General features: G+C 66.3%; 21 protein-coding genes and 1 pseudogene. 12 read left to right on the plus strand and 10 right to left on the minus strand.

The annotated features are described in order from the left end of the window. Positions 1–52: 52 nt before the first annotated feature. The 5 genes from cgtA to LQ564_RS13885 all read left to right on the plus strand — a co-directional run bounded on the left by cgtA (position 53) and on the right by LQ564_RS13885 (position 4,809). Positions 53–1,165, plus strand: a complete 1,113-nt coding sequence (gene cgtA / locus LQ564_RS13865; protein ID WP_231058691.1) for an Obg family GTPase CgtA — start codon at positions 53–55, stop codon at positions 1,163–1,165. Between the two features lies 1 nt (position 1,166). Next, on the plus strand, positions 1,167–1,577 hold the full coding sequence (locus tag LQ564_RS13870; protein WP_231058692.1) for a hypothetical protein: 411 nt from the start codon (positions 1,167–1,169) through the stop codon (positions 1,575–1,577). Then, positions 1,574–2,692: a glutamate 5-kinase gene (gene proB / locus LQ564_RS13875; RefSeq protein WP_231058693.1), complete on the plus strand. Its 1,119-nt coding sequence runs from the start codon at positions 1,574–1,576 to the stop codon at positions 2,690–2,692. The genes LQ564_RS13870 and proB overlap by 4 nt, the downstream gene beginning before the upstream one ends. A gap of 134 nt (positions 2,693–2,826) precedes the next feature. After that, positions 2,827–4,398, plus strand: a complete 1,572-nt coding sequence (locus tag LQ564_RS13880) for a methyl-accepting chemotaxis protein (protein ID WP_231058694.1) — start codon at positions 2,827–2,829, stop codon at positions 4,396–4,398. Positions 4,399–4,449: 51 nt separating this feature from the next. Next, positions 4,450–4,809, plus strand: coding sequence for a nuclear transport factor 2 family protein (locus LQ564_RS13885; protein ID WP_231058695.1), 360 nt, complete (start codon positions 4,450–4,452; stop codon positions 4,807–4,809). A 4-nt stretch (positions 4,810–4,813) separates the two neighbouring features. Here LQ564_RS13885 and nth read toward each other — a convergent pair whose 3' ends face one another. Beyond that, positions 4,814–5,503 (minus strand): endonuclease III, encoded by a 690-nt coding sequence (gene nth, locus LQ564_RS13890; RefSeq protein ID WP_231058696.1) that lies wholly within the window; start codon positions 5,501–5,503, stop codon positions 4,814–4,816. A 1-nt stretch (position 5,504) separates the two neighbouring features. After that, positions 5,505–6,182, minus strand: a complete 678-nt coding sequence (gene rsxB, locus LQ564_RS13895; protein WP_231058697.1) for an electron transport complex subunit RsxB — start codon at positions 6,180–6,182, stop codon at positions 5,505–5,507. Positions 6,183–6,314: 132 nt separating this feature from the next. Between rsxB and LQ564_RS13900 the strand changes: the two genes are divergently transcribed. Further along, positions 6,315–6,647 carry an RcnB family protein gene (locus tag LQ564_RS13900; RefSeq protein ID WP_231058698.1) on the plus strand — a complete coding sequence of 111 codons (333 nt, stop codon included), beginning with the start codon at positions 6,315–6,317 and terminating at the stop codon, positions 6,645–6,647. 219 nt (positions 6,648–6,866) lie between these two features. Here the strand turns inward: LQ564_RS13900 and LQ564_RS13905 are convergent, their stop codons facing one another. The 5 genes from LQ564_RS13905 to LQ564_RS13925 form a co-directional block, all read right to left on the minus strand. Continuing rightward, on the minus strand, positions 6,867–8,102 hold the full coding sequence (locus tag LQ564_RS13905) for a polyhydroxyalkanoate depolymerase (RefSeq protein ID WP_231058699.1): 1,236 nt from the start codon (positions 8,100–8,102) through the stop codon (positions 6,867–6,869). A gap of 287 nt (positions 8,103–8,389) precedes the next feature. Continuing rightward, entirely contained in the window at positions 8,390–9,487 is a 1,098-nt protein-coding gene (locus LQ564_RS13910) for an NAD(P)/FAD-dependent oxidoreductase (RefSeq protein ID WP_231058700.1), read from the minus strand. A gap of 116 nt (positions 9,488–9,603) precedes the next feature. Beyond that, on the minus strand, positions 9,604–9,927 hold the full coding sequence (gene fdxA / locus LQ564_RS13915; protein ID WP_231058701.1) for a ferredoxin FdxA: 324 nt from the start codon (positions 9,925–9,927) through the stop codon (positions 9,604–9,606). 172 nt (positions 9,928–10,099) lie between these two features. After that, positions 10,100–10,375 carry a protealysin inhibitor emfourin gene (locus tag LQ564_RS13920; protein ID WP_231058702.1) on the minus strand — a complete coding sequence of 92 codons (276 nt, stop codon included), beginning with the start codon at positions 10,373–10,375 and terminating at the stop codon, positions 10,100–10,102. Continuing rightward, complete coding sequence (locus tag LQ564_RS13925; RefSeq protein ID WP_231058703.1) at positions 10,372–11,853, minus strand: gluzincin family metallopeptidase; 1,482 nt, start codon at positions 11,851–11,853, stop codon at positions 10,372–10,374. Before LQ564_RS13925 ends, LQ564_RS13920 begins: the two co-directional genes overlap by 4 nt. 178 nt (positions 11,854–12,031) lie before the next feature. Between LQ564_RS13925 and LQ564_RS13930 the strand changes: the two genes are divergently transcribed. Beyond that, positions 12,032–12,313, plus strand: a complete 282-nt coding sequence (locus LQ564_RS13930) for a polyhydroxyalkanoic acid system family protein (RefSeq protein WP_231058704.1) — start codon at positions 12,032–12,034, stop codon at positions 12,311–12,313. 60 nt (positions 12,314–12,373) lie between these two features. Here the strand turns inward: LQ564_RS13930 and LQ564_RS13935 are convergent, their stop codons facing one another. Together LQ564_RS13935 and LQ564_RS13940 are read right to left on the minus strand one after the other, a co-directional pair. Beyond that, complete coding sequence (locus LQ564_RS13935; RefSeq protein WP_231058705.1) at positions 12,374–12,628, minus strand: acyl-CoA-binding protein; 255 nt, start codon at positions 12,626–12,628, stop codon at positions 12,374–12,376. Positions 12,629–12,757: 129 nt separating this feature from the next. Continuing rightward, positions 12,758–13,114, minus strand: coding sequence for an FKBP-type peptidyl-prolyl cis-trans isomerase (locus tag LQ564_RS13940; protein WP_231058706.1), 357 nt, complete (start codon positions 13,112–13,114; stop codon positions 12,758–12,760). Between the two features lie 139 nt (positions 13,115–13,253). On the opposite strand from LQ564_RS13940, the gene LQ564_RS13945 reads away from it, so the two are divergent. Next, complete coding sequence (locus LQ564_RS13945; RefSeq protein ID WP_231058707.1) at positions 13,254–14,072, plus strand: EI24 domain-containing protein; 819 nt, start codon at positions 13,254–13,256, stop codon at positions 14,070–14,072. On the opposite strand, the gene LQ564_RS13950 is transcribed toward LQ564_RS13945, so the two are convergent. Further along, positions 13,975–14,709: a DNA alkylation repair protein gene (locus tag LQ564_RS13950; protein WP_231058708.1), complete on the minus strand. Its 735-nt coding sequence runs from the start codon at positions 14,707–14,709 to the stop codon at positions 13,975–13,977. The genes LQ564_RS13945 and LQ564_RS13950 overlap by 98 nt on opposite strands. Positions 14,710–14,785: 76 nt before the next feature. Between LQ564_RS13950 and LQ564_RS13955 the strand changes: the two are divergent. From LQ564_RS13955 to LQ564_RS13970, 4 genes and pseudogenes are all read left to right on the plus strand, one after another. Then, positions 14,786–15,345, plus strand: a pseudogene (locus LQ564_RS13955) (molybdopterin-binding protein). Positions 15,346–15,599: 254 nt separating this feature from the next. Next, on the plus strand, positions 15,600–18,887 hold the full coding sequence (locus LQ564_RS13960; protein WP_231058709.1) for a transglycosylase domain-containing protein: 3,288 nt from the start codon (positions 15,600–15,602) through the stop codon (positions 18,885–18,887). After that, positions 18,884–20,257 (plus strand): TAXI family TRAP transporter solute-binding subunit, encoded by a 1,374-nt coding sequence (locus LQ564_RS13965; protein WP_231058986.1) that lies wholly within the window; start codon positions 18,884–18,886, stop codon positions 20,255–20,257. Before LQ564_RS13960 ends, LQ564_RS13965 begins: the two co-directional genes overlap by 4 nt. A 61-nt stretch (positions 20,258–20,318) precedes the next feature. Further along, positions 20,319–22,283 carry a CocE/NonD family hydrolase gene (locus LQ564_RS13970; protein WP_231058710.1) on the plus strand — a complete coding sequence of 655 codons (1,965 nt, stop codon included), beginning with the start codon at positions 20,319–20,321 and terminating at the stop codon, positions 22,281–22,283. The last annotated feature ends 9 nt before the right edge of the window (positions 22,284–22,292 follow it).

The following is a 22,292-nucleotide window of genomic DNA, read 5'->3' on the forward strand; positions in this document are numbered from 1 at the left end:
TCGAAAGGCTCTGCCCACGGTAGGGCCTTTTTAGTTTTTATCGGTCACCATCATGAAGTTTATCGACGAAGCAAGAATTGAAGTCATCGCCGGCGACGGCGGCAACGGGTGCGCCTCGTTCCGCCGCGAGAAGTTCCGCCCCTTCGGCGGCCCGGACGGCGGCGACGGCGGCAAGGGCGGCTCGATCTACGTGGTGGCCGACCGTAACATCAACACCCTGGTGGACTTCCGCTACTCGAAGACCCACCACGCCCGCAACGGCGAACCGGGCCGCGGCTCGGACTGCTACGGCAAGGGCGCCGAAGACGTCTACCTGCGCATGCCGGTCGGCACCCTGATCGTGGATGACCTCAACGGCGAAATCGTCGCCGACCTGATGGAGCACGGCCAGACCGAACTGCTGGCCAAGGGCGGCGAGGGCGGCTGGGGCAATATTCACTTCAAGACCTCGACCAACCGCGCGCCGCGCCAGAAGACCGAAGGCAAGGATGGCGAGCGTCGCACCCTGCGCCTCGAGCTGAAGGTGCTGGCCGACGTGGGCCTGCTGGGCATGCCGAACGCCGGCAAGTCGACCTTCATCACGGCCGTCTCGAACGCCAAGCCGAAGATCGCCGACTACCCGTTCACCACCCTGCATCCGAACCTGGGCGTGGTGCGCGTGTCGCACGAAAAAAGCTTCGTCATCGCCGACATCCCGGGCTTGATCGAAGGCGCCGCCGAAGGCGCGGGCCTCGGCCACCAGTTCCTGCGCCACCTGGCGCGCACCGGCCTGCTGCTGCACATCGTCGACCTGTCGGGCTTCGATACCAAGGCCGACCCGGTCAAGGAAGCCAAGGCGCTGGTCAAGGAACTCGAGAAGTACGACGAAGAGCTGCTGAACAAGCCGCGCTGGCTGGTGCTCAACAAGCTCGACGTGGTCGAAGAATCCGAGCGCAAGAAGGTCGTGAAGGATTTCGTCAAGCGCATGGCGTGGAAGGGTCCGGTGTTCGAGATCTCGGCACTGAACCGCGAAGGCTGCCAGGACCTGATCAACGCGATCTACCTGCACCTGGAAGCGAAGCGCACCAGCGAGCAGCGTTCGGAAGAGACGTCGATGACCGAGGAAGCGCGCGGCATCAACTCGATCGATCCGGACGATCCCCGCTTCAAGATCCTCGAAGACTGAGTTGGCCGCGGTCCTGCCAATTCGTCACCGGCTGCGTAGCCGGCTGTTGCACCTCGTCGCCACCGCCAGTTCCCTGGCGGCGCTGGCGGCATTGCTCGATCCCGATGGCATCGCGTCGGCGATGGGCCTGTTTCTCGTGGGCGTGAACGGCTACAGCCAGTTCTACGCCATCTACGTGGGCGTCCGCCTCGCTACCGCGATGCTCGCCTACCTGGCAGCCAGGCAGGGCGACCAGCCCATCCTCGGCGACCTCACCGCATTGTTCCTCCTGGCCCAGCCGGCCGGGCGTCTCGTCGCCGCTTTCGCGATCGGGCTGCCGAAGGGGGTATTATTAGCTGTTTGCGCGGTCGAGTTGGTGGCGGGACTTTCCCTGCTGGCCCTACGGCCGCGAGGAAGATTCCTGTCGCCATGACCCCTGCACTCCAGCACGCCGCTCGCATCATCGTCAAGGTCGGTTCCTCCCTCGTCACCGACGAGGGCAGGGGCCTGGACCACGCCGCCATCGCCCGCTGGGCGTCCCAGATCGCCGCCCTGCGCAGCCTCGGCAAGGAGGTGGTGCTGGTCTCCTCCGGCGCCATCGCCGAAGGCATGCTGCGCCTCGGCTTCGCCAAGCGCCCGACGGATATCCACGAACTGCAGGCCTGCGCCGCCGTGGGTCAGATGGGCCTGGCGCAGATCTACGAAAGCAGTTTTCGCAGCCACGGCACCGGCACCGCGCAGGTGCTGCTGACGCACGCCGACCTGGCCGACCGCGAGCGCTACCTGAACGCACGTTCGACCCTGACGACCCTGCTGCGCCTGGGCGTGGTCCCGATCATCAACGAGAACGACACCGTCGTCACCGACGAAATCAAGTTCGGCGACAACGATACCCTCGGCGCCCTGGTCGCCAACCTGATCGAGGCCGATGCGCTGGTGATCCTGACCGATCAGCGCGGGCTGTTCTCCGCCGATCCGCGCAAGGATCCGCAGGCGAAGCTGATCGAGGAAGCGCAGGCCGGCGACGCCGCGCTGGAGGCGATGGCCGGCGGCGCCGGTTCCAGCCTGGGACGCGGCGGCATGCTGACCAAGGTGCTGGCCGCCAAGCGCGCCGCGCGCTCGGGCGCCCACACCATCATCGCCTGGGGCCGCGAAGAAAACGTGCTGACCCGCCTGGCCGGCGGCGAAGCGATCGGCACCCAGCTCAGCGCACCGACCGGCCGCCTGACCGCGCGCCGCCAGTGGATGATCGACCACCTGCACACCACCGGCGAAGTCGTGATCGATGCAGGCGCGGCGCAAAAGCTCACGCGCGAAGGCAAGTCGCTGCTGCCGATCGGCGTGATCGCGGTGCGCGGCGAATTCGGACGCGGGCAGGTGATCACCTGCATCGACGAGGCCGGCACGCCGCTGGCGCGCGGGCTCACCAACTATACGAGCAGCGAAGTGCGGCGCATCATGCGGCATTCGTCGGCGCAGATCGAGGGCATCCTCGGCTATGTCGAGGGGCCAGAGCTGGTACACCGGGATAATCTTGTGCTGCTGTAAAGACTACGTTGCTGCTGAGCTACATTTAATTACAAGTCGCTCCAGCGTCGTCAGTTAATTTTGCTTGTGGGATACAAAGTCCTTAGACTGGCCATGCACCGCGCATGCGCCGCGGTATTCCCAACGAGACAAATATGAAACTCAGCCGCAAACTGCCCCTTGGCTTCGCCGCCGTCACGCTCCTCGTCGCCTGCGCCGGCTTCTTCGGCATGAGCCGGATGAACCACGCGCTCGACACCTATAACGATGCCGTTACCCAGTCCGGCCACGCCCAGCGCGTCGAAGGCCTGCTGTCGCACTTCCGCCTGCAGACCCAGGAATGGAAGAACACGCTCTTGCGCGGCAAGGACGAGGAGCAGCGCGGGAAATACTGGAGCGCCTTCCAGAAAACCGAGACGGACGTCGCGAGCGAAGCGAAGGCGCTGGTCGCGGTCCTGCCGGCGGGCGAGGTGCGCGAGCTGCTCACTCGCTTCGGCGGCGAGCACGCGAAGATGGGCGAGGGCTACCGCCGCGGCTTCGCCGACTTCACCAGCGCCGGCTTCGACCCCGCCGCAGGCGACCTGGCTGTCAAGGGCATGGACCGGGCGCCTGCCGAGCTGCTGGACAAGGCCCAGAAAGCGATGTCGAAGCAGGCCGTCGCCACCGTCGCCGAGGCGGAAGCGGTCGGCAGGCAGGCTACCATCCTGAGCTACACCCTGATGCTGCTGGGCGCGGTCGTTGCCGTCGTCGCCGGCGTGCTGGTATCGCGTTCGATCACCCGCCCGCTCGAGGACGCGGTCGAGGTCGCACAGAACGTGGCCGCGGGCGACCTGCGCACCACCATCGACGTGCGCAGCGACGACGAGACCGGCCAGCTGCTGCAGGCCCTGAAGGACATGACCGGCAGCCTGCAGACCATCGTGGCGCAGGTGCGCAACGGTTCCGAGACCATCGCCGTGGCGTCCGACGAAATCGCACAGGGCAACCTGGACCTGTCGAGCCGCACCGAGCAGCAGGCCGGCGCGATCGAGGAAACCGCCTCGTCGATGGAAGAGATGACGGCGACCGTGCAGCGCAACGCCGAGAATGCCCAGCATGCCAGCATGCTCGCGATCTCGGCCTGCGACGTGGCCAGCAAGGGCGGCCAGATGGTCGAGCAGGTGGTCACGACCATGGCCTCGATCAGCGAATCGTCGCGCAAGATCGTCGACATCATCAGCGTCATCGACGGCATCGCCTTCCAGACCAACATCCTGGCGCTGAACGCCGCGGTCGAGGCGGCGCGCGCGGGCGAGCAGGGCCGCGGCTTCGCGGTGGTGGCGGGCGAGGTGCGCAACCTGGCGCAGCGCTCGGCCACGGCGGCCAAGGAAATCAAGGAACTGATCAACGACTCGGTGGCGCGCGTCGACACCGGCAACCAGCTGGTGGGCAAGGCCGGCGCCACCATGGGCGAAATCGTCACCAGCGTGCGTAGCGTGATGGACATCATCGCCGAGATCAGCACCGCCAGCGCCGAGCAGGGCGCGGGCATCGCGCAGATCAACATGGCGGTCGGCGAGATGGACACGACCACGCAGCAGAATGCGGCCCTGGTGGAAGAGGCGGCGGCCGCGGCGCAGTCGCTGCGTGACCAGACCGCGGCGTTGAACGAGGTGGTGGCGGTCTTCAAGCTCGAAGATGCGCGCAAGGCGCTGCCGGCGCACGCACCGAAGCTTTTGGCCGCGTAAGATAGAAAACGCGCCCGGAGTTGGCGCGTTTTTTATCTACATACGGAGCCCATGAACACATCCCCACTCGCCGTCGTCCAGGCCCAGCTCGACGCCTACAACGCCAAGGACCTCGACGCCCTGATGGCCACCTACGCGTCAGATGCGCAGCAATTCGCCATCCACGGCGCCCTGCTGGCCCAAGGCCACGCGCAAATCCGCCCGCGTTACGAGGAGCGCTTCGCGGAACCCGACCTGCGCGCACGCCTGGTCAACCGCTCGGTCATCGGTAACTTCGTCACCGACGTCGAGATCGTGACCCGCAACTTCCCGGAGGGGCGCGGCACGGTGGAGATGCTGTGCGTGTACGAAGTGGTCGACGGCCGCATCGCGCGCGCCTCGTTCGCCACCGGCGAGAAGCGCCTCGGGTGAAGCTTTACTTCAGTCCTGCCGCCTCGAGCGCTTCGACCTTCGGATCGAGGGTGCCGGGCGGCGCCGGCGTCTTGTCCTTGAATTCGCACAGGTCAGCGATCAGGCAGTTCCAGCACTTGGGTTTGCGCGCCACGCAGGTGTAGCGGCCGTGCAGGATCAGCCAGTGGTGGGCGTCGATCATGAAGTCCTTGGGCACGAATTTCAGGAGCTTCTGTTCGACGATGTCGACGTTCTTGCCCGGTGCGATCTTCGTGCGGTTCGACACGCGGAAGATGTGGGTGTCGACCGCCATGGTCGGCTCCCCGAAAGCGGTATTGAGCACCACGTTCGCGGTCTTGCGGCCCACGCCCGGCAAGGCCTCCAAGGCCTCGCGCGAACGCGGCACTTCACCGCCATGCTGCTCCACCAGGATGCGGCAGGTCGCCATCACGTTGGCGGCCTTGGTGTTGTACAGGCCGATGGTGGCGATGTAGGACTTGAGTTCATCGAGGCCCAGGTCGAGGATGGCTTGCGGCGTGTTCGCCACCGGGTACAGCTTGCGCGTGGCCTTGTTCACGCCGACGTCGGTCGACTGCGCCGACAGCAGCACCGCGATCAGCAGTTCGAAGGGCGTGGTGAATTCGAGTTCGGTGGTCGGCTTCGGGTTGGCGGTGCGGAAGCGCGTGAAGATTTCGAGGCGTTTGGCGGGGTTCATCTCAGGCTTTGTCGTGAGGGTTGCCGGCGGCTTTCAGGCGCGCGCGTTCCATGGCGGCGGCGATGATGGCGCGCTTGCGCTCCTTCTCCGCGAGTTCCTCCGGCGTGTTGGTCACCTCGGCCGTCACCGCGCGCATCTTCTCCAGCGCCTTGGCGGCCAGGCGCGCATCGTTTTCTTCCTTCTCGCGACGCAGGCGCTCGGTGCGGAAGTCGTGGCGCTCGCGCGCCGCATCGGCGGCCGGCTGCGACCAGGCGGCCCAGCCGGTCTCGCCAGTCACCGGCACCATCGCGATGCAGTCGACCGGGCAGGGCGCCACGCACAGGTCGCAGCCGGTGCACAGGCTCGGCAGGATGGTGTGCATCTGCTTGGCCGCGCCCGTGATCGCATCGACCGGGCAGGCCTGGATGCACAGGGTGCAGCCGATGCACAGCGACTCGTCGATGAAGGCGACCGGACGCGGGCGCTCGACGCCGTTGGCCGGATTGATCGGGATGACCGGGCGCCCCGTCACCGAGGACAGCCGCGCCACGCCTTCGATGCCGCCCGGCGGGCACTGGTTGATCTCCGCTTCGCCGCGCGCGATCGCCTCCGCATACGGCCGGCATGCGGGGTAGCCGCACTTGGTGCATTGCGTCTGCGGCAGCTGGTCTTCGATCAGGTCGGCGAGGGTCTTGGTCACGGTGCGGCATTCGAACGGCGAAAGCCGACATTATCCGCCAAAACCGCAGCCACCGCGACCTGCGTGCTGGAGCGAACAGACCGGGCCGTGCGCGCGTGGTGTACTGGGGCCATCGACAAACAGGGAGCCAACATGAACAAGATCATCGTGCCAGCCCTGGTCGCCACGGCGCTGGCCTGCGGGGCCGCGGCCCAGGCGCACCAGCGCAACGAACAGGATGCGCGCGCGCAGCAGGCCAGGGCCGTCAAGGCCGGGCCTTACCGCAGCGTAGCGGCGAGCGGACAACTCAAGCGCGGCGAACAGCTGCCGTCGCGGTACCGGACGCATCATTATGTGGTGGAGAACTGGAAGGCGCACCGGCTGACGGAACCGCCGGCGGGGCATCAGTGGGTGCAGGCGGGGAGTGATTATGCGCTGGTGTCGATTGCGACGGGGGTGGTTACCGAGGTGCTGGTTGGCAGGTGAAAGCGTGCAGTGGTGGAGTGCATGCGCAATTGGATCCCGGCCTGCGCCGGGATGACGGTTTTTGAGCTACGGGTACTTGTTACGCTCGCTCGAGGCTAGGTCCGCCAGCACGTCGTACGCCCCACTGGGGCCTACGACTTCCGGCGAAGGCCGGAACCCAAGTTTACAAGAGCAGCCACTCGCAAAAAAAATGCCGGAGACAACTCCGGCATTGTCACATCAAGCATGCGCCTTGATGAACTCCGTAATCTTCGGACAAATAATCTCCCTCCAGCGCCGCCCCGAGAAGATCCCGTAGTGCCCGCACTTCGGGGCCACGAATTCCTGGTGCATCTCCTTCGGAATCCCGGTGCACAGGTCGTGCGCGGCGCGGGTCTGGCCCAGGCCGGAGATGTCGTCCAGCTCGCCCTCGACGGTGAACAGGGCGACGCTGGTGATGTCCTGCGGGCGCACCAGCTGGCCGCCGACTTCCCAGGTGCCCTTCGGCAGGGCGTGGTCCTGGAACACGGTCTTGATGGTCTCGAGGTAGTACTCGGCCGGCATGTCGAGCACGGCGTTGTATTCGTCGTAGAACTGGCGGTGCGACTCGGCCGAGTCGTCGTCGCCGCGCACCAGGTGCTGGTAGAACTCGCGGTGGCTCTGGGCGTGGCGGCCCGGGTTCATGGCGATGAAGCCGGCGTGCTGCAGGAAGCCCGGATAGACCTTGCGGCCATAGCCGGGGTAGTTGCCCGGCACCGAGTAGATCACGGTGTTCTCGAACCACGAGAACGGCTTCTCGGTGGCCAGGTCGTTGACGGCGGTCGGCGACTTGCGCGGGTCGATCGGGCCGCCCATCATGGTCATGGTCTTGGGCAGCTTCGGATCCTTGTTGGTCGCCATCAGCGAGATCGCGGCCAGCACCGGCACAGTCGGCTGGCACACGGAAATCACGTGCACGTCCGGGCCGAGATGGCGGATGAAATCCTGCACGTAGTAGATGTAGTCGTGCAGGTGGAAGGGGCCGTTCGACAGCGGCACCATGCGCGCGTCGATCCAGTCGGTGATGTAGACGTCGTGCTCCGACAGCAGGGCGCGCACGGTGTCGCGCAGCAGGGTCGCGTGGTGGCCGGACAGCGGCGCCACCACCAGCACCGACGGCTGCTTCAGGGCGGCGAAGGCCTGGTCGCTCAGGTCCTTCTTGAAGTGGATGAGCTTGCAGAACGGTTTTTCGACGACGGTATGTTCGATGATGCCGACCTCGGCGCCCGCGACAGGGACGGTCTTGATGCCGAAGGCCGGTTTTTCGTAGTCCTTGCCGAGGCGGTACATGAGCTCGTAGCCGGCGGCGATACGTTGCGAGAACGGGGTGTGCGCGAACGGGGAAACCGGGTTCGAGAACAGCTTCGAGGACGCATCGGCCCACTGCATCAGCGGGGTCAGGAAGGAGCGTTGCATCTCGTGCAGTTGATAAAGCATAAATATTTCCTTCATTGGGTGCGCGCGTCGCAAACGATTGCGCATGGATTCAATCAATTATAGGGGATAGTCATTTACTTGTGGAAACAGTCGTTTTCACACCCCTGGAACCCATGGTTACTTGTAGCATATTTGCGCAATGCCGTTCGGTGAGGCCACCAACATATGTGCAAACCACTTGCGCAAGATAGCCTTTACGTCGCGATACCGTTACTGAACACGGCGGCCAGGAAATAAAAAATGCCGCCCGGCTTGCGCGGGGCGGCATTCTCTTGGAAGCAGGACGATCAGTCGAAGACCGGGGTCTCGACGCCGAGGATCTTGTGCAGCTTCGGCGAAGTCGTCGTGTACTGCATGTGGATCTTCTTGTCCGGGAAGATGTAGGGCGCGGCGCCGAAGGCCGCCAGCGCGGCTTCGTGGAAGCCCGACAGGATCAGCTTCTTCTTGCCCGGATAGGTGTTGATGTCACCCACCGCGAAGATGCCCGGGACGTTGGTCTCGAACTTCTCGGTGTCCATGACTTTCAGCTGCTTGCGCTCGATGTCCAGGCCCCATTCGGCGATCGGACCCAGCTTCGGCGAGAGGCCGAAGAACACCAGCAGCATGTCCAGCGGCACGCGGCGGGTGACGCCGTCGGCGCCGGTGACCTTCACTTCGGTCAGTTTACCGTCGGCTTCATCGAAGCCGGTGACCTGGCCGGTGATCAGCTGCATCTCGTACTCGTCGCACAGCGCCTTCATCTTGGCGACCGATGCCGGGGCGGCGCGGAAGTCCTCGCGGCGGTGCAGCAGCACGACCGACTCGGCCTTGCCGACGAAGTTCAAGGCCCAGTCGAGGGCGGAGTCGCCGCCGCCGCAGATGACCAGGTTCTTGCCTTCGAACAGCGCCGGATCTTTCACGCGGTAGAACAGCTGGCTGTTCTCGAACTTCTCGAGGCCGTCGACCTTCATGGTGCGCGCCTGGAACGAACCGACGCCGGCGGCGATGAAGATGGTCTTGGTGATGAATTGCGTGCCGGTCGACGTTTCGACGTTGAAGCGGCCGTCTTCGCGGCGCTGCACGGTGGTGACTTCCTGGCCCAGGTGGAAGGTCGGCTCGAACGGCTCGATCTGCTTGAGCAGGTTGTCGGTCAGTTCCTGGCCGGTGCACACCGGAACGGCCGGGATGTCGTAGATCGGCTTGTCCGGGTACAGTTCCACGCACTGGCCGCCGACGGCCGGCAGCGAATCGATGACGTGGGCCTTGATCTCGAGCAGGCCGAGTTCGAAGACCTGGAACAGGCCGACCGGACCGGCGCCGATGATGACGGCGTCGGCGTCGATCGCGCCGGCGAACGAGCTGTTGGGAGCGATGCTGCCCGCTTCGTGGGAGGCACTGATGGTCATGTGCTTCTACTTTCTAAGGATTTTGGGATGAGTGGGACGGTGGCCGCTAGTGTGCCACGATTGGGAATGGCACGCAGACGGCGGCCGCGCTGGACGCGGGCCGCCGTCCGCGGCGATCAGCGGGCCAGCTGGTCCAGCTTGTCCTTGACGTCTTTCCACTGTTCGGCGTCTGGCAGGGCCGGCTTGGTCTTGGTGATCGACGGCCAGAAGCGCGCGAGATCCGCGTTGATCTTGATGAATTGCTGCTGGTCCGACGGCACGTCCTCTTCCGCGTAGATCGCGTTCACCGGGCACTCGGCCACGCAGACGGCGCAGTCGATGCACTCGTCAGGGTCGATGGCGAGGAAATTCGGGCCTTCCCGGAAACAATCTACCGGGCATACATCGACGCAGTCGGTGTAACGACAGCTGATGCACGATTCGGTGACAACGTGGGTCATAACAGTCCTATTAGTGTTGGTGTGTGTCGCGTCGCCGGGCGCTGACTGGGCCGGCCGGACATGGCAAAGCACTGTATTTTAGGGCAATTCGGCGTTTCCTTCAAATTGGCTTCATACACAATATATATAAGCAAATGCGCCGGGTGGCGCGCGCCTGGCGCCACCGTGGTGCTCAAGCAGTAGCGCGCAGCCGGTCGAGCAGGGCCTGCCAGTCGCCGCCGCTGCCGTCCTCGCGCATGAAGACGGTGTGGCAGCGCGCTCCGTCCTCGACCGTGATCTCCCAGCGCGGCAGGTCGGCGCCGACCGGGCAGGCGGGCGCGGCCGAGAAAAAGTCGAGCCGCCCCAGCAGGCCTTCGAGTTCGCCGCCGGCAGGGTGGGCGGCGGTGTCGAGGTCGTAGGCCTCGGCCAGGCCGGCGAAGCCGCCGCAGGCGCGTGCGCTGATCTTCATGGGTTGTCCGTATCGATGGCGGCGACGGACGGCGCGACGCATTCGGCCAGGCGACCGTTGGCGCCGCACCAGAGCGCCAGCTTGCGCGCTTCGGCGTCCAGCACCCGGTCCATCCGGTAGTACTCGGGCAGGTTCATGGTGCCGCAGCAGGCGCGCCGGTCCTGGCGCGCGCCGGCCTTGTCGCAGACTTTGGCCGCGACCTTGTCGCCCGGCCGGGCCGGCGCCAGGCCCGCGCCCGGTCCCTCGACCACCTCGCGGCGCGCGAACTGGTTGTGGATGAAGCCGGCGTAGGCGGCCGGCTTGCCGTCCTCGCCCACCAGGCGCAGCATTTCGTTGACCACGTCGGCATAGCCGGCGGCGCTGTCGGGCGCCGCGATCAGGGCGCGCAGCAGCAGGCCGCGCAGGTAGGCCGCGACCCGGTGCAGCACGGCGGCGCAATCGTCCAGCACGGGGTTGCGCTCGTAGGCGAACATGTCGGCCAGCACGTCGTACATGGCGCCGGTGAACACTTGCGAGATCGCGTGCACCTGGGTGCCGGCCTGGGACAGGGTGATGTCGTTGTCGGCGTTGCGCAGGCCGACGCTGGAGCCGAGCGCCAGCCCGAACTGCTCGGCGACGTCGGACAGGAAATTCTTGTCGTGCAGCTGGGCCCTGGTCTGGGCGATCACGGCTTCGCACAGGTCGAGTTGCGACAGGGTCAGGAAGATCGCGGTCAGGTCGCCGAAGGCTTCGTGCAGGCCGCCGGTCTGGGGCGGGGCGTCGGCCAGCAGCCACTGCGGCTTCAGGCCGTCGAGCACCGCGTGGGCGGTCTCGTGGGCCACGATGTCGAAGGAGCGGCAGGTGTAGACCCGTTCCTGTTCCGAGGCTTCCGTGCTTGCTTTCTCCAGGGTCGGCACGAAATCGCCGAACTTCAGGCAGCCCTGGGTGCGGCTGTAGAAGGCGTTCATCACGTTCGGCAGGCCGTGCGGGAACACCATCAGCGGCCGGGTGTCGAGGCTGGTGTTCCATTGCCAGGGCAGGGGCATGTCGAGCCCGGCGTTGAGCAGGGCGCGCTGGTACATGGTCAGGGTCTGGCGCACCACCGCGAAGGTGTGCACGGCGTCGAACTGCGGGGTGTCGGGCTGGGTCACGAAGTCGCCGAAGGCATTCGGCTCGACCGCGTCGATGCCTGGGGCGCCCGGCGCGATGCGGGCGTCGCGCGGGCCGGCCAGCACCGCGCCGGGCAGCCAGGCGCGGCGGGTGCCGATCTCGCCGACCGAGGGGTCCTGCTTCCACATCAGCACGCGCGCGCCGAAGGCCTGGGGTAGGGCGGGGGCCTCGGTCAGCGGGTCCTCGTCGGGCGCCGGCGGCTGCTCAAGCAGCTGGGCGGCGCGGTGCTGCGCCAGGTAGGGGGCGCTGGGCGTGGGGATGAAGCGGGCCGGCGGCTGGTCACGATCCTGCGTGTCCAGCACCTCCGGAGAGAGGGCACCTGTTTCCATGACGGCTCCTTGCGAAATGTCGGGCGGCCTGACCATGGTCGCGCGCCGGGCGGCAAGGGCATTGATAGCGGTCAATTGATCTATATTGAAGAGCTGGAACCGTGCCGGGCTGGATAAGTCCGCTTCCAACTGGCATCATTGCGGATTGTCTTGCAACAGATTGAAGGAATCAAAGCCAATGTCGGAAATCAGCATCGTCCAGGAACACAACCTGAGCCCGGAACAGGCGCGCGCCGCGGCCCAGCAGGTGGCGCAGCGCATCTCTGCGGAATATGGCCTGGAATGCAAGTGGGACGGTGACGTGCTGCGCTTCGAGCGCAGCGGCGTGGAAGGGGCCCTGACCCTGGAAGACCAGCGCGCGGCGATGCGCATCCGGCTCGGCTTCTTCATGGGGGCGTTTGCGCCGGCCATCGAAGCGAAGGTGACGGAGAAAATGCGCAAGGTATTCGTACCCGCGTGAATACATGAATGAAAACGGCCGCCCCCAGGCGGCCGTTCGATCAAGCAGCAGCCGGAGCAATCAGCCCTTCAGTTCCTCGATCAGATCGATGTACTGCTGCATCGCATCTTCCTGCGAGGTGCCCTTCAGCGCCGCCCAGGCGTCGAACTTGGCGCGGTTGACGAAGTCGGTCATGCCGGGGCGCTCGCCGCTGGCGTCGCCGTTCGCGCCCTGCTTGTACAGCGCGTAAATCTTCAGCAAGGTCATGTTGTCCGGGCGTTCCGGCAGATTCTTGGACTCGGCCTGGGCCTGGGCGAACTGTTCCTGCAAGCTCATGAATGCTCCTGTGTAGTTGACTGAATGCTCAGCCATCTTAGCGCAGGAGGGGTGCGGACACCGGGAATCCGGCCGCATTTTAGAGGGGATGCTCGAAGCGGCGCCGAACGGCGCCGCCGGAAAAAAATCTTAGACGGCCAGCAGTTCGACGTCGAAGATCAGGGTCGCGTTCGGCGGGATCACGCCGCCGGCGCCGCGTGCGCCGTAGCCGAGGCTGGCGGGGATGGTCAGGCGGCGCTGGCCGCCGACCTTCATGCCCTGCACGCCTTCGTCCCAGCCGCGGATCACGTGGCCGGCGCCCAGCGAGAACTGGAACGGGTCGTTGCGGTCCTTGCTCGAATCGAACTTGGCGCCCTGGCTGCCGTCGTCGTTGCGCAGCCAGCCGGTGTAGTGGACGGTGACGTGCTGGCCGGCCTTGGCTTCGGCGCCGCTGCCTTCGACGGTGTCTTCGTATTGCAGGCCGGAATCGGTGGTAATGGTGGACATGGTATTCCCTGTTGTTCAAGTTGAACGGCGATTGTAGTGCATCGTAGAAGGCTTTGCGTAGAATGGCCGTATTGAAAACCCGACAAGGAACCGCGATGCCGATCAGCGCCCGTGCACATGTTCAGTGGAAGCCCGCGCCATGAAGGGCGTCGGTCTCGCTTACCGGCGCGCGCTCGGCGCCCAGTTCTCGCGCCGCATGCTGGTGCTGTCGACCGCGCCGCTGGCGCTGACCCTGATCCTGTGGGGCGCGCTGCTGTGGACCGGCCTGCAGCCGCTGCTCGACTGGCTGCAGGGCGTCTTCGCGCAGTACGACATCTTCCAGACCAGCGGCAGCATGCTGGCCATGCTCGGCCTCGGCGTGCTGAAGGCGATGGTGATCCCGCTGCTCGCGATCGCCGTGCTGCTGCCCCTGATGATCGCCTCGGCCCTGCTGTTCATGGGCGTGATCGCGATGCCGGCGATCGAGCGCCACGTCGGCAACAGCCAGTACCCGAAGCTGGAGAAGAAGCAGGGCGGCTCCTTCCTCGGCAGCGTCGCCATCAACCTCGGCAGCACGGCGGTGTTCGCGGTGCTGTGGCTGGTCACGCTGCCGCTATATGCGGTGCCGCCGGTGGCCTGGCTGGTGCAGGCGTGTTTGTGGGCCTGGGTGACTTCGCGCGTGATGAGCTACGACGCGCTCGCCGCCCACGCCAGTCCTGACGAGCGGCGCGAACTGATGCGCCGCCACCGCGGCTCCCTGCTGGCGATCGGCTTCGCCTCCGGCCTGGCCGGGGCCTTGCCCGGCATCGCGTGGATGGGCGGTGCGCTGATCTCGGTGGTGCTGTTCCCCTTCCTGGCGATGCTGTCGCTGTGGCTCTACATCATGATCTTCCTGTTCGCCGGCCTGTGGTTCCAGTATTACTGCCTGGGTGCGCTGGAAGCGCTGCGCGCAGATGCTTTGTCGCCTCGCGCACCGTAAGCGAAGAGAAGGCGCCTTCGTGCGCGGCGACGAAGTTCGACACCGCCTGCGGCGCCCACTTCGCATAGTCGCGCAAGGCCCAGCCGATCGCCTTGCGGATGAAGAATTCGCGCTCGGGCGCGAGTTGCAGCGCATAGCCGAACAGGCGCGCTTCATCGGTCTCCAGCCGCCAGCCCAACTGGTGCAGCATGGCGATGCGGCGGATCCAGAAGGACTCGTCGGCAAGCAGCCCGTCCATCATCGCCTGCGCACCTGGCGCCTGGTGCGCGCGCACCAGCTTGCCGATCACGCCCGCCATGCCGTCGACGGTTTCCCACCAGGGCTTGCGGCGCGCAAGCTCCAGCAAGGGACCGATGGCTTCGATGGGGAGCTGCTTGCGGCGCAGGGCCAGCAGGTCGATGGCCGCGTACTGGTATTCGCGCGGCGCTTCCATCCACAGCCGGCCGGCCAGCTCGAGCAGCTCCGGCCAGGGAAGTGACGGCGCCCATTCCTTCACAAGGGCGCGTCGCACGGGGCTGGCCACGCCGAGGAAGTCGAACTGGTCGCGCTGGTAGGCGCGCATGCCGGCGGCGCGCGCGGGGTCCGCCAGCGATTCCAATCGCGCCTTGAGGGTATCGATGGGGTCGGGTGTTGTCATATCGTCCAATCAAGCGCGGGCGTCAACCGGATCGGCCGCTCCCCCGTTCAAGATTGAACAGGTAAGAGGAGAAGGCATGGGATTCGGCTTGATCGTGGTGGGCGACGAAATCCTGTCCGACAGGCGCCAGGACAAGCATTTCAGCAAGGTGGTCGAACTGCTGGGCGCGCGCGGCCTGCAACTGGCGTGGGCCGAATTCGTCGGCGACGATCCGCCGCGCCTCACCGATACCCTGCGGCGCAGCTTCGCCGGCGCCACCTGGTCCCGAACCCGTACAACCGGATCGCCGGTTTCACGATGGCCGACCATCACTTCGTGCCGGGCTTTCCGGTGATGGCCTGGCCGATGCTCGAATGGGTGCTCGACACGCACTACGCCCACCTGTTCCATGCCGTCGCCCATGAAGAGCGCGCGCTGCTGGTGGTCGAGGGGGCGGAAGCGGCGCTGACGCCGCTGATCGAAACGCTGGAGCGCGACTTTCCCGGCGTGCGCGTGTTCAGCCTGCCCAGCGTGGGCGATGCGCACACGCGCCGCCACATCGAACTGGGCCTGAAGGGCGAGCCCGCGCAGGTCGCCGCCTTCGAGGCGATGCAGGCCGGGCTGCGGCGGCGCGGGGCCGAGATCGCGGTCCTGTAGGACTGCATGCCGTCCAGCTAACTCTGCCGTTGTTTTTTTGCGAAAATGCTTCGTGCGCATCAAATATGTTAAACCGTGTCTCGCGCGTGTCGTATTGATGTGGTGGAATGATACCTGTGGAGGTGCAATCCTGAGTGAGTTTGCACCGCGCGTTTTGCGACCTGACGCGAGCAGTCACTCGATCACACCAGCATCACGGATGGCAGGCAGGTTGGGGATGTGCACGCGTATTGATTCGAACCAGTTGAGCCATCATGGAAAGTAATCGCCGCACCGAGCGGCCCAGTCTTCTGTCCCGCGTTTTCTCCGGCTTGCGCGGCCGTTTCGTCTTCGGCATGACCGGCGGCGCCCCCGTGCTCGCGTCGGCGGGCGGCAACGACGTCCCCCTGTACGAAGCCTATCCCCACCTGGCAGGCGGGGGCGCGCCCGGCCGCAAGAGCGCGCCGCCGCCCGAGCCGCCCGAAGGCGAAGGCCCGCCCGACGACATCCAGGACGACACGCCCGAGACCAGGCCGCGCAAGCGCCGCTTCAAGCTCTGGTTCTTCCTCGTCCTCCTGATCCTGCTGGTGCTGCTGGCCGGCTGGGGCGTGCTCGAGATGCGCACCTCGCGCCTGCAGGCGCGCATCTTCGCCGGCATGGCCAAGGAGCTGACCTACCGCATGGACCAGGGGCCGAGCCAATCGATCCGCTTCCCGGCCGCCAGTCCCTACGACACGCGCCTGGGCTACGCCAACCTGCCGTCCTACCTCGACAAGCTGCAGTCGCGCGGCTATCACATCGACGCGCAGGCGCGCATCTCGCCGAAAATGGTCGAGATGGCCGACCGCGGCCTGTACGCCACCTACCACGAGAAGACCAAGGTCGGCCTCGAGATCCTCGACTGCCGCGCCCAGCCCCTGTTCACTTCGAAATACCCCGAGCGCTACTACCACGAATTCAAGGACGCCCCGCCGCTGCTGGTGCAAAGCCTGCTGTTCATCGAGAACCGCGAGCTGCTCGACCCGACCTACCCGCGCCGCAACCCGGCGGTCGAGTGGGACCGCTTCTCGCAGGCGGTGTTCTACAAGACCCTGAGCACCGTGGGCCTGGGCGGCGAAGGCCGCGTGGCCGGCGGCTCCACGCTCGCGACCCAGATCGAGAAGTACCGCCACTCGCCGGAGGGGCGCACCGGTTCGCTGCAGGACAAGATGATCCAGATGGCCTCGGCCACCCTGCGCGCCTACCAGGACGGCGAAGACACTACCAAATCGCGCCAGAAGATCGTGCTCGACTACCTGAACACCGTGCCGCTGTCGGCCAAGCCGGGCTACGGTGAAGTCAACGGCATCGGCGACGGCATGTGGGTCTGGTACGGCCGCGACATCGAGGACACCACCAGGCTGCTGAAGGGCCCGATGAACACGCCGGAGGCGGCCACCGCCTACAAGGAAGCGCTGTCGCTGATGATCGCGCAGCGCCGACCGGCCTACTACCTGGGCGCCGGCGAGCAGGATCTCGAAACCCTGACCAACAGCCACCTGCGCGTGCTGGCGCAGGCCGGCGTGATCTCCCCGCAGCTGCGCGACGCCGCCCTCAAGGTGGCGCTGCACCCGGCCCAGGGTTCCGGCGTGGCCGCCCCCGGCGCCGACGCCTTCGTGTCGCGCAAGGCCGCCAACGCGGTGCGCAACCACCTCGGCTACCTGGTCGGCGACTCGCGCCTGTACAACCTCGATCGCCTGGACCTGTCGGTGGTGTCGACCCTGGACGCCGGCGTGCAGCAGGCCGTCACCGACGCGCTGCGCAAGCTCTCGGACGCCGAACACGCGAAAGAGGCGGGCCTGACCGGCAAGGGCCTGCTCGGCAACGGCGACCCGTCGCAGGTCGTGTACAGCTTCACGCTGATGGAGCGCGGCGAGCACGTCAACTACCTGCGCGTCCAGACCGACAACTACGACCAGCCGCTCGACATCAACGAGGGCGCGAAACTCGACCTCGGCTCGACCGCCAAGCTGCGCACCCTGGTGACCTACCTCGACATCGTCGACCAGCTGCACAAGCGCTACGAGCCGATGGACAAGATCGGCCTGATGGGCATCGAGACCGATCCGAAGGACCGCATGTCGCAGTGGGCGGTGGAATACTTCCAGCAGTTGCCGGACGGCGCCGACCGCGGCTTGACCCCGATGCTGGCGGCGGCGATGGAGAGGAAATACTCGGCGAATCCGGGCGAAGCCTTCTTCACCGGCGGCGGCGTGCACACCTTCGGCAATTTCAGCAAGCTGGATAACAGCAAGATCATGACGGTCACCGAGGCGCTGCGCAATTCGACCAACCTGGTGTTCGTGCGCATGATGCGCGACGTGGTGCGCTACTACATGTTCCAGCTGCCCGGCTCCTCGGCCCAGCTGCTGGCCGACGCCGACGACCCGCGCCGCCAGACCTACCTGGCGCGCTTCGCCGACAACGAGGGCAAGGTCTTCCTCGCCAAATTCTGGAACAAGTACAAGGGCAAGACCTCGCAGGAAGTCGTCGACCTGCTGTTCTCCGGCGTGCGCCCGATGGCCTCGAAACTGGCCGCGGCCCACCGCACCGTGTTCCCGGACGCGTCGGTGGCGGACTTCGGCGCCTTCGTGGACAAGAACCTGCCGGCCTCGCACGACATGGATGCCGACCGCATTCCGAAGATGTACGAGATGTACGACGTGAAGAACATGTCGCTGGCCGACCGCGGCTACGTGGCCTCGGTGCACCCGCTGGAACTGTGGCTGGTGAGCTACCTGCGCACCCACCCGAACGCCGGCTGGACCGAAGTCACCAACGCCAGCGTCCAGCAGCGCCAGGACGTGTATTCGTGGCTCTTCAAGACCCACCGCAAGCACGCCCAGGACAAGCGCATCGCCGGCCTGATCGAGGTCGAGGCCTTCCTCAAGATCCACGCGCAGTGGAAGAAGATGGGCTACCCGTTCGACTCGCTGGTGCCGTCCTACGCCACCACGCTGGGCGCCTCGGCCGACCGTCCGGCCGCGCTGGCCGAACTGATGGGCATCATCGTCAACGGCGGCGTGCGCAAACCAGTGGAGCGCATCGACTCGCTGCACTTCGCCAAGGACACGCCGTACGAGACCCTGGTCAAGCGCAGCAAGGGCGGCGGCAAGGAGCAGGTCCTGTCGCCGGACGTTGCGCGCACCGTGGCCGACGCCATCCAGGGCGTGGTCAGCAACGGCACCGCCAAGCGCGTCAAGACCGCCTTCACGCAATCGGACGGCAACGTGATCGCCGTGGGCGGCAAGACCGGCACCGGCGACCAGCGCTTCGAAGTCTATGCGCGCGGCGGCCGCGTGATCGAGTCGCGCTACGTGAACCGCTCGGCGACCTTCGTCTTCAACATCGGCGAACGCTACTTCGGCAGCATGACCGCCTACGTGCACGGCCCGCAGTCCGGTAACTACGACTTCACCAGCGCGCTGCCGGTGCAGCTGCTGGCCAACCTGGCGCCGAGCCTGATGCCGATGATCGAACCGCCTGCGGGCAGCGTGGCCGCGCAGCGGCAGTGCGTGCGTTGAAGGGGAAGGCGGCGGTCAAGCGCGCCGTGACGCGCGTGCGGCAATTCAGCATCGTGTCCCTGCGCGACCTGCTGGTGGCGTCGGGGCCGACCCTGCTGGCGGTGATCGCGGTGGCGGTGCTGGCCTATATCTGGGTCGACCCGGCGCCGCCGCGCAAGCTCACCATGGCCACCGGCCAGTTCAACAGCGCCTACCAGGAATTCGGCCGCCAGTACGCCGCCATCCTGGCGCGCGACGACATCGCGCTCACCCTCGAACCCTCGCTCGGCTCCGCCGAGAATTTGCAGCGCCTCCTCGACGGCAAGGCCGACGTGGCCTTCGTGCAGAGCGGCTCCACCGCGGACGACGCGGCCGAGCAGGCCGGCCTGGTCTCGCTGGGCAGCCTGTTCACCGAACCGGTCTGGCTGTTCCTGCGCGAGTCGGCCAAGGTGAACGGGCTGACCGACTTGAAGGGCAAGCGGATCAACCTGGGGCCGGAAGGCACCGGCGTGCCGCGCCTGTTCCGCCAGGTGCTGGACGCGAACGGCGTCGATGCGAAAGAGCTCACCATCGGCGAACTGGAAAACACGCCGGCCACGATGGCGCTGCTGGCGGGGCAGATCGACGGCCTGGTGTTCAGCTCCGCGCCGGAAGCGCCGCTGATCCAGATGCTGCTGCAGACGCCCGGCATCCGGCTCTTCAACTTCACCCAGGCCGACGCCTATACCCGGCGCCTGCCTTTCCTCACCCATGTGGTGCTGCCGCGCGGGATCGTCGACCTGGGGCGCGACATCCCGAGCCAGGACTATCACCTGATCGCCCCCACGGCGACGCTGGTGGCGCGCGAAGACCTGCATCCGGCGCTGGTGGGCCTCCTGGTGAAATCGGCCGGCGAGATCCACGGCAAGGCCGGGTGGTTCCAGCAGCAGGGCCAGTTCCCCTCGCCCAAGTACACCGAGATCCCGGTGGCGCGCGAGGCCGAGCGCTATTACCGCGACGGGCCGCCCTTCCTGCAGCGCTACATGCGCTTCTGGCTGGCCAACCTGGCCGAGCGCCTGTGGGTGGTCGTGGTAGCGCTGGCGGCCTTGCTGATTCCCTTGTCGAAGGTGGTGCCGCCGATCTACGTGTGGCGGGTGCGCTCGCGCATCTACCGCTGGTACGGCGAACTGCGCAAGGTGGAGCAGGCGCTGGAAGCGACGCAGATGGAAGCACGCGAGGCGGCGCGCGACGGCCTGCTGGTGCGCCTCGACGAGATCGAGGACAGCGTGAACCACATCTCGGTGCCGCTGGCCTATGCCGAGGAACTGTACCGCCTGCGCAGCCACATCAACTTCGTGCGCGAGCGGGTGCGCGGGACGATCGACATGCATGGCAGAGCCGTGACTAAATAGATAATTTCCTGCGGAAAAGGATTACACTGGCGATCTTTGTTCCTCATCCCGCAAGGAAGCCATGACCCGCCGTTCCCTTACCGCCCTGGCCTTGGGTGCACTGCTGGCTTGCGCCGGCGCCCAGGCCGCCAACGAATCCGCCGCAGTCCAGGCAAGCCGCGCCGATGCGCCCGCCCAGCAGCGCAACCCGCGCGAGCACTACACCAAGTACGAATACCAGATTCCGATGCGCGACGGCGTCAAGCTGTTCACGGTGGTGTACGTGCCGAAGGACAGCTCCAAGCCCTATCCCTTCCTGATGCAGCGCACCCCGTACAGCGCCGGCGCGCGCGCAGAGGGCGAGAACCGCTACGGCGTCGACTGGTTCCCGCGTGCGCTCAGTCCGACTCCGGAACTGGAGCAATCCGGCTACATTTTCGTAACCCAGGACGTGCGCGGCCGCTACATGTCGGAAGGGACGTGGCAGGAGATGACGCCGCACGTGAACGCCAAGCGCGCGAAGGGCGAGGGCAGCGAGAGCGAAGACATGTACGACACCGTCGAATGGCTGCTCAAGCACGTCCCGAACAACAACGGCAAGGTGGGCATCTGGGGCATCAGCTACCCCGGCTTCTACACCGCGGCCAGCATCATCGACTCGCACCCGGCGATCAAGGCGGCCTCGCCGCAGGCGCCGATCGCCGACCTGTACATGGGCGACGACTCCTACCACAACGGCGCCTTCATGCTGTCGGCGAACTTCGATTTCTACACGAACTTCGTGCCGCAAAAGAACCCGACCACCGGCAACAAGGAGCGCTCGCGTTTCGAATACGGCGACGCCGACGCCTACGACTTCTTCCTGAAGCGCCTGACGATGTCGAACATCCTGGCGACCCTCAACGCCGAACAGCGCGCCCTGCTCGAACCCACCATCGTGCACGACACCTACGACGAATTCTGGCGTTCGCGCGCGATCACGCCGCACATGAAGAACGTGAAGGCGGCAGTGCTGACGGTGGGCGGCTGGTACGACGCGGAAGACCCGGCCGGCCCCTTCGCCATCTTCAATGCAGTGGGCAAGCACAATCCGAAAACCCCGAACTCGCTGGTGATCGGTCCGTGGGTGCACGGCGGCTGGGCCGGCAGCGACGGCGCGCGCCTCGGCCACGTGAGTTTCGACGCCAGGACCAGCGAGTACTTCCGTCGCGAGATCCAGTTCCCGTTCTTCGAGCAGCACCTGAAGGGCGTGAAGCCGGCGCGCACCCTGCCGGCGGTCACCGCCTTCGAGACCGGCACCAATGTCTGGCGCAGCTATGACGTGTGGCCGCCGGCGCCCGCCAAGGCCAGGGACCTGTACTTCGGCCCGAATGGCACGCTGACCTGGCAGCAGCCGGCAAACAGCGGCATGGGCTACGACGAATACGTCGCCGACCCACGCAAACCGGTGCCCTACATCGGCTACGCCGCAACGGGCGTCCCGCGCGAATACATGGTCTCCGACCAGCGCTTCGCCGCGACCCGTCCCGACGTGCTGGTCTACCAGAGCGAGGTGCTGGAGCAGGACGTGACGATCGCCGGGCCGGTGGTGCCGAAGCTGTTCGTCTCGACCACCGGGACCGACGCCGACTGGGTGGTCAAGCTGATCGACGTGTACCCGGCCGAGTACCCGACCCCGCAGGCCGAGCGCAAGGGCAACGACGTCCCGCCGCCGTCGGTGAACATGGGCGGCTTCCAGCAGCTGGTGCGCGGCAATCCGCTGCGCGGCAAGTTCCGCAACAGCTACGAGAAGCCGGAGCCGTTCACGCCGAATAAGCAGGAAGCGCTGAGCTTCGACATCGGCCCGGTCAGCCACACCTTCCGCCGCGGCCACCGCATCATGGTGCAGGTGCAGAGCTCGTGGTTCCCGCTGATCGACCTGAATCCGCAGACCTTCGTCAGCATCCCCAAGGCGAAGCCGGAGGACTTCCAGAAGGCGACCCAGCGCGTGTTCCGCGCGCCGGGCGCCGCATCGAGCCTGCAACTGATGGTGATGCCGGCGCCGTGATGTTCGTGT

Origin of the sequence: Massilia phyllostachyos (assembly GCF_021044825.1) — a bacterium.
GTDB classification, from domain to species: Bacteria; Pseudomonadota; Gammaproteobacteria; order Burkholderiales; family Burkholderiaceae_D; genus Telluria; species Telluria phyllostachyos.

Bases quoted from the DNA above. Each gene is read 5' to 3' on its own strand.
- cgtA (WP_231058691.1), top strand. From the start codon at position 53: ATGAAGTTTATCGACGAAGCAAGAATTGAAGTCATCGCCGGCGACGGC.
- proB (WP_231058693.1), top strand. From the start codon at position 1,574: ATGACCCCTGCACTCCAGCACGCCGCTCGCATCATCGTCAAGGTCGGT.
- LQ564_RS13880 (WP_231058694.1), top strand. From the start codon at position 2,827: ATGAAACTCAGCCGCAAACTGCCCCTTGGCTTCGCCGCCGTCACGCTC.
- LQ564_RS13885 (WP_231058695.1), top strand. From the start codon at position 4,450: ATGAACACATCCCCACTCGCCGTCGTCCAGGCCCAGCTCGACGCCTAC.
- nth (WP_231058696.1), bottom strand. From the start codon at position 5,503: ATGAACCCCGCCAAACGCCTCGAAATCTTCACGCGCTTCCGCACCGCC.
- LQ564_RS13900 (WP_231058698.1), top strand. From the start codon at position 6,315: ATGAACAAGATCATCGTGCCAGCCCTGGTCGCCACGGCGCTGGCCTGC.
- LQ564_RS13905 (WP_231058699.1), bottom strand. From the start codon at position 8,102: ATGCTTTATCAACTGCACGAGATGCAACGCTCCTTCCTGACCCCGCTG.
- LQ564_RS13910 (WP_231058700.1), bottom strand. From the start codon at position 9,487: ATGACCATCAGTGCCTCCCACGAAGCGGGCAGCATCGCTCCCAACAGC.
- fdxA (WP_231058701.1), bottom strand. From the start codon at position 9,927: ATGACCCACGTTGTCACCGAATCGTGCATCAGCTGTCGTTACACCGAC.
- LQ564_RS13920 (WP_231058702.1), bottom strand. From the start codon at position 10,375: ATGAAGATCAGCGCACGCGCCTGCGGCGGCTTCGCCGGCCTGGCCGAG.
- LQ564_RS13925 (WP_231058703.1), bottom strand. From the start codon at position 11,853: ATGGAAACAGGTGCCCTCTCTCCGGAGGTGCTGGACACGCAGGATCGT.
- LQ564_RS13930 (WP_231058704.1), top strand. From the start codon at position 12,032: ATGTCGGAAATCAGCATCGTCCAGGAACACAACCTGAGCCCGGAACAG.
- LQ564_RS13935 (WP_231058705.1), bottom strand. From the start codon at position 12,628: ATGAGCTTGCAGGAACAGTTCGCCCAGGCCCAGGCCGAGTCCAAGAAT.
- LQ564_RS13940 (WP_231058706.1), bottom strand. From the start codon at position 13,114: ATGTCCACCATTACCACCGATTCCGGCCTGCAATACGAAGACACCGTC.
- LQ564_RS13945 (WP_231058707.1), top strand. From the start codon at position 13,254: ATGAAGGGCGTCGGTCTCGCTTACCGGCGCGCGCTCGGCGCCCAGTTC.
- LQ564_RS13950 (WP_231058708.1), bottom strand. From the start codon at position 14,709: ATGACAACACCCGACCCCATCGATACCCTCAAGGCGCGATTGGAATCG.
- LQ564_RS13960 (WP_231058709.1), top strand. From the start codon at position 15,600: ATGGAAAGTAATCGCCGCACCGAGCGGCCCAGTCTTCTGTCCCGCGTT.
- LQ564_RS13970 (WP_231058710.1), top strand. From the start codon at position 20,319: ATGACCCGCCGTTCCCTTACCGCCCTGGCCTTGGGTGCACTGCTGGCT.